Here is an 11,795-nt window from a genome sequence, read left to right on the forward strand (position 1 = left end):
AAATCCTATGCTTTTTGGGCATGCTGAAACAAGCCCATCGAATGTGGACTTTAAAAAATAGTTTTATCTTGTCTCCACGGAATGCACCTATCGTTCTTCTTTTCGTTCGCCTACGTTACAAAAGCAGCATAGAGACGACTTACGACGCCGGCCCATGGGCTGTGTTTGCCAAACACAAATTTAAGCCGTCTGGCATGACGAACCACCCGAACGGCAATGGTGATCATGTTTTGAATGACGCTTTTGATGCGCCGCCGGTGGACGTGTTTGCGAAGCGGTGCACCGCCCAGGCGCAAACTCTTCTGCCCGATGATGCGTAGCAGGTTGTATGCAAGCAGGCCAAGGTGCAACACCAGATCATTCGTCCGAAATTTCCCGGACGGTAACCGCTCTAAGTCTAGGTCCGACTTGATTTCACTGTGAAACTGTTCGCTGGTGGCGTGCTCGCGGTACAGTTCGACCACCCGCCACGGGTCACCTTCCAGACTCGTCCAGTAGACGTTTACTTCAATATCCGGCACGAGTAAGATTTGCCCATGCCGGTCCATCGTCCGATGAATGACGTGAAAGACTTGCCGAAGCGGCGATGAAAAGCCCGGTTTTTCTACCTCGCGAACGCCAATGTACTCCTTTTTCCCCTCCCGAGGCTCTGTGCAGGTCCCGTATGTTTGCGCATATTCGAGCCATTCTTCTTCGTTTGTACGGCGGAGATTGACCTTAATGATGTAGTCCACCTTGTGCGCCTGACACACCCTAAGGTTCTCCAGGCTATCATGTCCCGCATCCATGCGGACGAGAAGATCCTTTTGGGTAACGATGCGCGCATAGAGGATGCTTGCGGCGAGGAAGTCAGCGGTATCTTTCTGGACATGGGTGCTTCCTTCTCGGAGTTCTACATGGACACCGTAACCCTCTTGTCCCAGGTAAGCAAAGATCGGTGCATACCCATCGACGCCTTTGTATGTTCGCGATACCCCTTCTTTCTTCGTCCCGGAGTTATCGAAAGGAGAGACGTCAATGTCGAGGGGAATGTATGTCTTATTGCCAACTTTTACCCCAGTCAGCGGGGCATGGACGCGTTGGATGAGCTCCAGTCCTGTGCGGATAAGGATATCGTTCCACTTCTCCAAGTTAGACGCGGCCGCCTCGTCCAGGCGCTGGCGAACCGTGGGGCTGGAAGGAACATGGTTAAGGTTTAAGCAAAGACGAAATGTGTCGTCGTCGCGTACCGTTTCCAGGTAGTCGAAGTCGCTTTTTCCCTGGCAGAGCATGCCGACGTAACTTTTTACGACGTCGGTATGAGAGAAAGTGGGATGCTCGTTTTCGCGAAGGCGTATACGATTCAGTTCGGAGAATACGCGTGAGGCTTCTAACAGTGCACCGACGACGGACAGCCCACCGTGTGCGGTAAGAATGAGGTCATCGGAGAACTCAAACTGAATTTTCAACATGATCACCCCGCAGGTGAAAGGAGGTTGATCTTATATTTCGATGCAAAGCCATGATTTACCTGCTAAAGAAGGGGGGATCAAGGGAGATTGTTCACGGAATCAGGTTATTTTAAAAGGATAATGGACCAAGATTCTGGCGAACGAAGGATCGATCTTCGCTCGAAAGAAGGCGAAATGGAAGTCGTTCGGCTTCTTCATCCCCGGTATTTTCCGCAAGGCAGCTGGCCATCGGACTATTCTCTGGTGCGAAGCCAGCAATTTGCCGTGAATGCACTTTGGAATCATCTGACTTCGAAACGGGGCGGGCTTTTTGCCGTCAACGGTCCGCCCGGCACCGGAAAGACGACACTACTAAGAGATATCGTCGCCGCCGTCGTTGTCGATCGAGCAAAGATTTTGTCCAAATATGACGATCCCCGTAAAATCTTCTTGCCCAAAAGGAAATATGACGAAAATGAACCGCCGTATTATCCAATTCAACATCTCGATCATGCCATCGTCGTCGCTTCCAGCAATAACGGAGCAGTCGAAAACGTGACGTTAGAGTTGCCCAAAACAGATGCTGTGGCAAATAACTTTGTCAATCAGGCAGCTTATTTTCAGGAACTGGCCACCGCTCTTCTTCAATCGGCGGAAAAACAGTCCTCGGTTTCAAAGGCGTGGGGACTGATTGCGGCTCGACTCGGAAAAAAAGAAAATCGCGATCAGTTTATCCAAATCGTTTTGGAAAAACGTCCGGCTTTGCAGCGCTCCGAAGTCAGTGCCGAAGCCATCGGTCTGATTCATCGATTGAAAGAAATTTCGGATGGAAAGCGATCCCCGGAAAAGTCTTGGTCAGAGGTCGTAAAGACCTTTGAAGAGGCGTTAAGAAAGGAGCAAGCGCACCGCACCCGAATCGCTCGGGAGGCCGAGATCCTCAATCACTACCTCGACGTAAGGCGATCAATCCGGAATCAGATGCGGCAGATCCAAGAATACAAAGAACGAATATCGAAGCTTGAACAGGAAATCGAACAGCTCAAAAATCGACGGTCTCAGCTTGAGGTCGACATTCAGCGCCGGAGGGATGCGTGGCTTCTTCACAAGAGGAGGAAGCCCGGATGGCTCGAAACGTTAAGGACGTTCGGACGTTCTTATCGCCGGTGGCGGCACGAATTGAAGGAGCTGGAGGCGGAATACCGGGAGAGGTTCAATCTTGAAGAAAAGCTCATCGCTGATCTACGCGAAAAAGAAAAAGCGTGGAAAGAAGAACAAATAAAGCTTGGGCGGGCAAAGAGTCAATGCCGAAACAGCATTCAACATATGAAAGAATATAAAGATAAAATAAAAAAACTCAAATCGATTCTTGGTAACCGTATTCCGCTGCGCGACGGATCGATTGACGCGGCAAAGGCGGAACTTCAGGCTCCCTGGGCGGATGAGGATTGGTTGCGGGCGCGCATCGAAGTCTTTCTTCGGGCTCTAGAACTGCACCAGGCCTTTATCGAAAATGCCGCAGATCAGATGTGGTCAAATCTCATTTTGGTGAAGCGTTGGCTCAGCGGGAAGACGTTACCGGCCGATGGATTGAAGACCGCTCTGGAGACGTTGGGACTGGTCGTTCCCGTCGTTTCAACGACCTTTGCATCATTTCCCCGGATGTTTCGGGACTTTGCACCGCATTCGGTCGGCTGGCTGCTGATCGACGAAGCCGGACAGGCGAGGCCTCAGGAAGCCGCCGGGGCCCTCTGGCGGGCCAAGCGGGTGGTCGTCGTCGGCGATCCGCTTCAGCTTGAGCCGGTCGTCACCCTTCCGAAGCGGATCGTGGCCGCCTTCGGAAAGATTTTTGACGTTGAAGGAGACTGGTGGCCCACCCACGCTTCAGTTCAGTCTCTGGCCGATCGATCCATGATTTACGGGACAAAACTCAAGCAGCTCGATGGTCGTGAAGTATGGGTGGGCGCCCCGCTTCGCGTTCATCGCCGCTGCGATAATCCGATGTTCAGCATCATCAACCGGTTGAGTTATAACGACATGATGGTGTGGGGACGTAAGCCGTCAACAATACAACTTCCGGAGAGCGGGTGGATCGACGTGCCGTTCTCCGGTCGAATTGATTCCAGACATTTTATCCCGGAAGAAGGGGAAGCCCTCAAAAAACTTTTGTCAATCCTTATCAAATGCTATAAATCCTTTGATCCTAAAGATGTGTACATCATCTCTCCGTTTCGGGATGTCGTGCGCCGATCAAGTCCAGTATCATGTGTAAATTGCCCTCTTCGGCGAATGAAAGGACAGGTCACTCAGGCATTCACAACGTGCAGCATGGCCGGCTCAGTGGATTTCTGTTGTTCCTTCTTCCACTGCCAATACTCATCCATATTCAGGTAGCGGTGCCCAGTGGTCCACGTCTCGTCTATCTCCATGAGTAGCGCTCCAAGCAACCGTATCACGGATTCCCGGTTGGGAAAGATGCGGATGACTCTTTCACGGCGGCGAATCTCCTCGTTGAGTCGTTCCACGCCGTTCGTGGTACGCAAGCGCCGCCGTGAGCGTCACGGCAAGACCAGCACGGCCGTGACGTCGTCAAAGCCCTCCTCTAGCACCTTGACGGCCTTGGGTGCCTTCTCAGCGTACTCCTCCACAAATTCATTCATGAGCAGTCGGGCCGTCTTGAGGTCGGGCGCATCAAGAATGGCTCGTACACGCTTGTAGACCTCCTTCTGCAACGCCTTGGGTGTAGCGTCCAAGATATTGCGCATGAAGTGGGTCTGGCACCGTTGCCAGGTGCATCCCTGAAACTCCGTCTGCAGTGCCTTCACCAGCCCGCCATGACTGTCAGACACCACAACGTCAACGCCGCGGAGACCCCGGTTCTTCAGCCAGGCAAAGAACTCCCGCCAGCTGGCCTCCGATTCGCTGTCGCCCAACATCAAGCCAAGAATCTCACGGTACCCTTCTTCGTTGATGCCAACAGCGATCATGGCCGCTCGAGAGCGAACACGCCCTTCCTCCCGAATCCGGAGTACCAAAGCGTCCACCAGCAGGAACGGATAACGATGCTCAGCAAGGCTGCGATTATTCCATCCCTGAACGATGGGATCAAGGCGCTTGCACAGCTCGGAGACCGTGGACTTCGAGAACGTCGTGCCGCACAACTGCTCGGTGACTTTCGCCACGTCCCGGGTGGACACGCCGTTTACCACCATCTCCATCAGGGCGATGATGAACGCTTGTTCGCTGCGCTGGTACCGAGCAAACAGCTCTGTGGAGAACTGGCCATTCCGGACCCTCGGAACCCGCAACACCAGCCGCCCCACACGGGTTGTCAGGGTGCGGGTGACTGTTCCGTTGCGATAGCCTTGGCGTTCTTTCGTGCGCTCGTATGGCGCCGCTTTCAGATGCTCCTGCACTTGCGCTTGGAGGATCTGGTTGACCACACTCTCCACCAGCTTTGCCACGCCTCCATCCCGCTGAAAGAGGCCTTCCAAAATCTCGTCGTCCACGGTAATCTGGTACTGAGCCATCCGGTATCCCTCCTGGTGAAGTGGTTTCTTCTCCGTCTCACATTCTACCAAAGAGGGCCGGATGGCTCATTTTATGTTACCTGGACCATCCGTTTTTACACATGATACCGGACACGACTCGTGCGCCAGATCAGACAGAAACGGATAGCCGCTGCTTTTCGGGTTCCTCAAGAGCGGGTGGGCACCGTCCATACGACTCAGGGAAAAGAGGCGGCGGTCGTCATCCTCGTCCTCGGCGGCAGCGGCCCTTCTAATTCCGGTGCACGGGCATGGGTCGCTGAAAAACCAAATCTGTTGAATGTTGCGGTCAGCCGGGCAAAAGAACGGATTTACATCATTGGCAATCGAACCGAATGGAAGAGTCTAGGAGGTTTTAGCATTGTCGTTGAGCATCTTCATCCAATTAGATTAGACGATATCGACCGCTCTTATGAATGTTAACTCGGGAAATAAAGCATCACCGCAAAAGAAACACTGAAGAGAAGGCGGTCTTAAAAAGTTAAAAAATCCGCCCCCCTTCCCTGGAGGGCGGATTTCAGTTTGAAGCGGCGGCACGTCGCTCTCTTGTTTTTTATACGTGTTATCCGTGACTTGAACGGCTCAAAGCCCGCTTACAAGGGGGTGGAGGGCGTTTGGCCGCCATCTATCGAAGAAGAAGCATTCGGGGCCGTCGGGTGCGCAGGCCTTGATGCAGGTGGTGGAGCCTCGTGCGGTTTTGCTGAAGTTGATTCGGTCAGACGTTTGCGTTCAAGTTCAACCAGGAGCGACGAATTTTCCGCTATGCGCATAAGAGAAACAGTGGATTCTATGCCGATCCGGGCTAAAACGACCGAAATGATGAAGAAAGCGGGAGAAACAATCAACGAAAGGGGGAAAAGAAGAAAGAGCAGGACGAAGGAAAAAAGACCGATGACTACTACGGCCAAGCCATAAAAAATGCCCGAGACTTGAGGCGTGATGAAGCGGCGAAACGAAAAATCAAAGATGCAGCGCAATTGGTTTTTGACTCTATATCAAAATGATCGATGGTTTTATCAAGCGCTCGATGATCGAGCCTTGAAGGCGGAACAGCGATGCCGTAAACTGTTTCGCAGGCGGTCAGAGTTTTCCGGGGATGGGGGGATGCTGGTGACGATCTCGTGAAAATCTTGACTTTCTTTTCGTAACCGAGACTAGGAGGGATGAAAATTGAGAATGCTTTTTGCTGTCATCGCCGTTCAGTTGGCGTTGGCTGTTGGTCTCTCCATCGGGGGGGTCAAAACGGCTCAGGCGGAAACTCGCTTCAGCGACGTCCCGCCCGGCGCCTGGTATGAACGCGCGGTCATGCAGGCTCGAACGCGCGGCATGGTCGACGGATTCCCGGACGGAACGTATCGCCCGGAAAAGGCGCTTACATACGCCGAGTACCTCAGCATGCTGGCAAAGCTCGTTTCGATCGAGCCGGAGAAGCCGGCTCCCGGCGACCACTGGGCGGCCGGAACGATTCGGGCCCTTCAGAACGCCGGCATCCTTGACGGGGCGACGTGGCGACCCGAGTGGATTCAGGCGCCGATCCCGCGGGAAAAAGCGCTCGTCTACGCGCTCCGGGCGCTCGGGATTCCGCCGCGCGATGCCTCTTTCGACTTCTTCGTCGACAGCGACCGGCTCTCCGATGTCGATCGCGGTTACGTCAACACGGCGTATCTCGAATCTCTCACCGACGGCATCGGGCGGGATGCGGCGACGGGGGAACGCCGCTTCGGCGCCGGAGAGACGCTCACCCGGGCTCAGGCGGCGGTCCTGTTGAATCAGCTGTTCGACTATCGCGCCGACGCCCAGGCGTACAGGCAAAAGAAAGCGGCAGAACGGGCAAAGGAAAAGATTCCCGGAAACGATCCGAACAAAACGGTCTGGAACGCCGTTCGGGCGGTCAAAATCGGCGGAAAAACCATAACGGCGCAGATCGTCTATGTCAACCCGAAAAGTCCCAGGGTGAAAATCAAAACCGCCCTCGGCGGCGGCGTGGTCGGCGGGACGGAAGATCTGGCGGCGCTGGCGCGGCGGCACGGGGCCGTCGCCGCCATCAACGGCACGTTTTTCAACGCCTACTCCGACAAACAGCCGCAGGGGAATCTCGAGATCAAGGGGAAGTTCGTGCATCTTTCCAACGTCGGCTCCACGGTCGGCTTCGGCAAAGACGGGACGGTCCGCTTTTCGACCCTGCGCACGTTCGTCGACGGCATGCTCCGGGACAGCTTCGAATGGCCCGACAACTGGTACGCGTGGGGCATCAACCACCTGCGGGACGAACCGGCGGCGATCACCCTCTTCACGCCGGAAAAAGGGACGAAGACCGGGAAAGCGACCGGTCATTCCGTCATCGTGCGCCGGGGGATCGTCCAGGCGATCGTCACGGGCGAAGCGGCGATCCCGCCGGACGGATTCGTCGTCCATATCGGGCCGGATCCGACCAACCGGGACATCCTGAGCCGCTTTGAAGTCGGCGTCAGCGCGGGTTACCGGCTTCGCCACGAAGACCCGGCGAAGCGGCCGATCGACTGGTCGATGATCGACGATGCCGTCGGCGCCGGCCCGCGGCTCGTGATGCACGGGAGGATCGTCGTCGACCCCCGCCGGGAAGGCTTCACCGATCCGAAGATCCTCACCCTGGGCGGCGCCCGAAGCGCAATCGGGACGACGAAAGAAGGCTACGTCATGCTCGTCACCGTGCCGGGCGCCACGATCCCCGAACTCGCCCAGGTGATGAAGGCGCTCGGCGCCGTGCAGGCGATGAACCTGGACGGCGGCGCATCGAGCGGGCTTTATTACCGGGGGCGATACCTCACGGCGCCGGGACGGGCGATCAGCAACGCGATTCTTGTGTTTGAGGATCGCTGATCGGAAGCTTTTAAATGATTCGATCGATGGGCCTGAACACGATGGCCTGAACACGAATCGAAGGTCGAAGGAGGGAACGCCATGCCGCGCGTTTTCGTCTACGGCACTTTGCGTCGCCATGAGCCAAACGCCATCAGATTGAACGAAGCGATCTGGCTGGCCCGGCAGGCGTGGGTGTCCGGAAGACTGTACGATACGGGTTACGGCTATCCGGCCCTTGTGCTGGACGTTCGCTCTGATCGTTCTTCGGCTTCTTCGCACAGGGGGAGAGTGTACGGAGAGCTCGTGGAAGTCTCCGAGAACGCGCTGGCGGCGCTGGATGCGCTGGAAGGGTACGCCGAAGGAAGACGCGACAACCACTATGATCGCGTGTCCGTCTGCGTTCACACCGATACCGGCGAAACGGAAGCGTTTGCCTATGTCTACCCGGAAGAGCGGGCAACCGGGCTCAAGCCGATCGCTTTCGGCGACTGGAAGGTTTACCGTCATCTGCCCGATCCGACCAAAGAGGCGTCGGCCGGATCGGCGACGGATCGTCAGGCCGACGGTTCAGATACCTGGCTGTACTTTGCCTACGGTTCGTGCATGGACGACCGGCGCTTCGAGGCGGAAGGCGTACGGGAACTGTTTCGGGATGTCGTCGGACGGGGGGTGTTACGAGGCTATACGCTGGCGTTTACCCGCCGTTCGCAAGAAGACGGCCGGGGACGGGCCGACATCGTGGAGACGGGCGCGCCGCACGACGTCGTGGAAGGGAAAGTTTACCGGATCGGTCGGGAGGCGCTTGACTATCTCTACAAGCGGGAAGGCGTGCGGGGAGGAGCGTACCGCCCGACGTTTGTCGATCTGGAAATCGGCGGGGAGACGGTGGCGGACGTCGTAACGTTTACGGTCGTGGAGAAAGGCCCGGAGACACCCCCGCCTCCCCATTATGCGGAGGAAATTCTCCGCGGCGCCCGCGGGTTCGTCAGCGAAAAGTATTATGAGTTTTTGTTCAATAAATGCAGAATATAGCTCTTTTTCCATGGCCGTCGTCCGCGTCAAGTGAACGCTTTCTCTCCTTTTGCGTTACCTGGCGTTTCTTAGCATTACCTGGCGTTTCTTGGCGTGACCGGGCATTACCTTGCGCGATCGGGCGTTCTTTTTGCGTTATCGATCGTTCCTTGGCTTTACCGGGGGTTCCCTCGCGTTACCGAGTGTTCCCGTTCCCGGTGCCGGGATGAACGAAGGGCAGGCGGGTTCGCAAAAGGTGATGGACGGACGAGGGGCTCCCTCACGAAGCGACCAATTCAGAACAAAGGTTCAGCCGATGCAGGCGGTCGAAGCGATCCTCCCGGGCAAGACGCTGTTCTGGCCGGCAATTGAAGGGGGCTCGTACCTTGCAGGAGATTCGGGCCGATGCGAAAAACCTTCGGGCGCTTCTTGGCGGGACCAAGTTCAGCGTGGACTACTATCAGCGCGAGTACGGCTGGCAATCCGAACACGTCACCGAGCTGATCAAAGATCTGGCCGAGGAATTCAAGGAAAGCCATCGCCCGGGAAACGATCGGAGCGCCGTCGAACATTACCACCGTTACTTCCTCGGATCAATCATCATCAGCAACCGGGACGGGAAAAAATTTATCGTCGACGGTCAGCAACGCCTCACGACGCTCACGCTTCTTCTGATCTTCCTGTACCGGCATCTGAATGATGAGGAGCAGAAAGCGCAGCTCGCTGACCTTATCTTTTCCCGGCGATTCGGCCGGCGCTCCTTCAATCTCGATATCGAGGAACGTTACGCATGCATGGACGCCCTTTTTACCGGGAAACCGTTCGATGAAACCGGGCAGCCTGAGTCGGTCGTCAATATTTATCGACGGTATCAGGACGTGACGGAATATTTTCCCGAGGAACTTCGAGGAGAGGCGCTCCCGTATTTTGCGGACTGGCTCATCGAGAACGTCTATCTGGTAGAGATCACCGTCTACAGCGATGCGGACGCTTATCGAATCTTTGAGACGATGAACGATCGCGGGCTACGCCTTACGCCCACGGATATGCTCAAAGGCTACCTTCTCGCGAATATCACCGATGAAAGAGAGCGGATCGAGGCAAGCCGTGTCTGGCGCGAACAGGTAAAAAAGCTTCAGGAGATCGGCAAGGGAGAAGAAAGCGACGGAATCAAGGCGTGGTTGCGCAGCCAGTACGCCGAAAGCATTCGCGACCGTAAAAACGGGACCAGGATCGGCGATTTTGAGCTGATCGGCTCAGAATTTCACCGTTGGGTACGCGACAAGAAAGAAAGGATGGGCCTCACCAATAGCGCGGCCTTTGCGCGATTGATCAAGGAAGATTTTTCCTTCTATTCCCGCTGGTATGCATATATTCGCAGTGAAGCCGAAAAAAACAAAATCCCCGGCCTCGAAGCGATCTATTACAATGCTCAGCTTAATTTCACGCTCCAGCACCCGGTCCTGCTTGCTCCGCTTCGGCGGGACGATTCCGAAGAGGAGATCCGGGCCAAGCTGAACGCTGTTGCGACCTATCTGGACATCCTGCTGGCCCGCCGCATCTGGAACTGGCGTGCCATCGATTATTCGACCATGCAGGACAGCATGTTTCAGATCATGCGTGAGATCCGGGGTCAGGATCTTCCCGCCCTCATCGATCGGTTGCTGGAGTGGCTGAATGCAGATAAGGAAACGTTTTCCGGCAATCCTGCGTTTCGGCTGCATGGAATGAACGGCCGACAGGTTCATTATCTGCTGGCGCGGATGACGGATTATGTCGAGACGCAATCGGGGCGTCCTTCCCGTTTTCACGAATACATTCAGCGACAGGGGGCGCAGGGATACGAAATCGAGCACATCTGGGCCAATCAGTACGACCGGCACGCCGATGAGTTTTCCCACCCCTCTGATTTCGCGGAATACCGAAATCGTATCGGTGGTCTCCTCCTTCTCCCCAAAAGCTTCAACGCGAGTTACGGGGACCTCCCCTACGAAGAGAAGCGCAAACACTACCTGAAGCAAAATCTTCTGGCTCAGAGCCTTCACGAGGAGGCGTACGAACATGATCCCGGGTTCGTCCGGTTCGTCAAGGAGAGCGGACTCCCGTTTCGTCCTCATGCCGAATTCAAGAAAGCCGATCTTGTCGAACGCCAGGAGCTTTATCGCCTCTTGGCCGAAAAGGTCTGGAGTCCAGAACGGCTGCTTCGGATCGATCCTCTCCTTCAATAAGCGAGAGCGTTACGGGCGGGCAGCCCACCTGGCGACAGGAGCGCGGCGATCGGCGACATTCAGAAGAGGTACAATTTGCATCGTTTTTTTCGGTAAGCGGAAATCAGAGTGCCACGTTTTGTCACCCTGTCCGTGATAGGATGACGGTAAATAAAAAAGTCGATTCAGGGATCGTGCCCACGCCCATTCGTCTGCTGAGAAGCGCGTTATCGAGCCCGGCGCGCATAAAAAGGGGGATAGACTATGCCCGAGTTTCGCTGCATTTCCATCGATCAGCCTTATGCCTATCTGATCGCCGTGGGAGCGAAGACGATCGAAGTGCGATCGTGGAAGACGCGCCATCGAGGACCGCTCGTCATTGCGGCGACGGCGCGCTCATGGTCCGCCGATACGGAAGAGGGAACGCGCCTAACGCTGCCGGGCGGTCTTGCGGTCGGCATCGTCGATCTCGTCGATGTGCGGCCTTTTCTCCGTGAGGATGTGGAAGCGGCCTATATGCTGGAAGAAGATTATGAGGAAGGTTATTTTGCCTGGGTGCTTGAAAAAGCGCGCCCGATCCGGCCGTTTCCCATCCGTGGCCAGCAGGGGCTGTATCGATGCACATTTGATCCGGAGTACATCACGCCGGATGAGCTGGATGCCCTTCTTGTCAAGGAGACGCCGTCTTCCGGCAAATCGAGGTCCCGGTAAAACTGCCCTTTTGGGTTACAAAACTCGCCGGCGAAAGCTTCGTAATTCAT

Annotated in this window: 8 protein-coding genes and 1 pseudogene; 6 read left to right on the forward strand and 3 right to left on the reverse strand. The window is 55.7% G+C overall.

Annotated elements, in window-relative coordinates; all coding sequences use genetic code 11:
• Positions 1 to 110: 110 nt before the first annotated feature.
• Entirely contained in the window at positions 111 to 1,448 is a 1,338-nt protein-coding gene (locus tag K2M58_RS01260; RefSeq protein WP_252393496.1) for an IS1380 family transposase, read from the reverse strand.
• A gap of 123 nt (positions 1,449 to 1,571) precedes the next feature.
• Between K2M58_RS01260 and K2M58_RS01265 the strand changes: the two genes are divergently transcribed.
• The gene (locus tag K2M58_RS01265; protein ID WP_220677957.1) at positions 1,572 to 3,821 is read left to right on the forward strand and encodes a DEAD/DEAH box helicase; all 2,250 of its coding nucleotides are present in this window, start codon (positions 1,572 to 1,574) and stop codon (positions 3,819 to 3,821) included.
• On the opposite strand, the pseudogene K2M58_RS01270 reads toward K2M58_RS01265, so the two are convergent.
• A pseudogene (locus K2M58_RS01270) lies at positions 3,734 to 4,957 on the reverse strand (IS256 family transposase). The gene K2M58_RS01265 and the pseudogene K2M58_RS01270 overlap by 88 nt on opposite strands.
• A gap of 120 nt (positions 4,958 to 5,077) precedes the next feature.
• Between K2M58_RS01270 and K2M58_RS01275 the strand changes: the two are divergent.
• Positions 5,078 to 5,398 (forward strand): AAA domain-containing protein, encoded by a 321-nt coding sequence (locus K2M58_RS01275; protein WP_220677958.1) that lies wholly within the window; start codon positions 5,078 to 5,080, stop codon positions 5,396 to 5,398.
• 170 nt (positions 5,399 to 5,568) lie between these two features.
• Here the strand turns inward: K2M58_RS01275 and K2M58_RS01280 are convergent, their stop codons facing one another.
• Complete coding sequence (locus K2M58_RS01280; protein ID WP_220677959.1) at positions 5,569 to 5,952, reverse strand: DUF4282 domain-containing protein; 384 nt, start codon at positions 5,950 to 5,952, stop codon at positions 5,569 to 5,571.
• Between the two features lie 199 nt (positions 5,953 to 6,151).
• Between K2M58_RS01280 and K2M58_RS01285 the strand changes: the two genes are divergently transcribed.
• From K2M58_RS01285 to K2M58_RS01300, 4 genes are all read left to right on the forward strand, one after another.
• Positions 6,152 to 7,834 carry a phosphodiester glycosidase family protein gene (locus tag K2M58_RS01285; protein WP_252393563.1) on the forward strand — a complete coding sequence of 561 codons (1,683 nt, stop codon included), beginning with the start codon at positions 6,152 to 6,154 and terminating at the stop codon, positions 7,832 to 7,834.
• A gap of 81 nt (positions 7,835 to 7,915) precedes the next feature.
• Entirely contained in the window at positions 7,916 to 8,848 is a 933-nt protein-coding gene (locus tag K2M58_RS01290) for a gamma-glutamylcyclotransferase family protein (RefSeq protein WP_220677961.1), read from the forward strand.
• Positions 8,849 to 9,213: 365 nt separating this feature from the next.
• Positions 9,214 to 11,055, forward strand: coding sequence for a DUF262 domain-containing protein (locus tag K2M58_RS01295; protein ID WP_220677962.1), 1,842 nt, complete (start codon positions 9,214 to 9,216; stop codon positions 11,053 to 11,055).
• Positions 11,056 to 11,298: 243 nt separating this feature from the next.
• Positions 11,299 to 11,745 carry an ASCH domain-containing protein gene (locus K2M58_RS01300; RefSeq protein WP_220677963.1) on the forward strand — a complete coding sequence of 149 codons (447 nt, stop codon included), beginning with the start codon at positions 11,299 to 11,301 and terminating at the stop codon, positions 11,743 to 11,745.
• Positions 11,746 to 11,795: the final 50 nt, after the last annotated feature.

Origin of the sequence: Hydrogenibacillus sp. N12, assembly GCF_019645935.1 — a bacterium.
GTDB classification, from domain to species: Bacteria; Bacillota; Bacilli; order Thermicanales; family DSM-22653; genus Hydrogenibacillus; species Hydrogenibacillus schlegelii.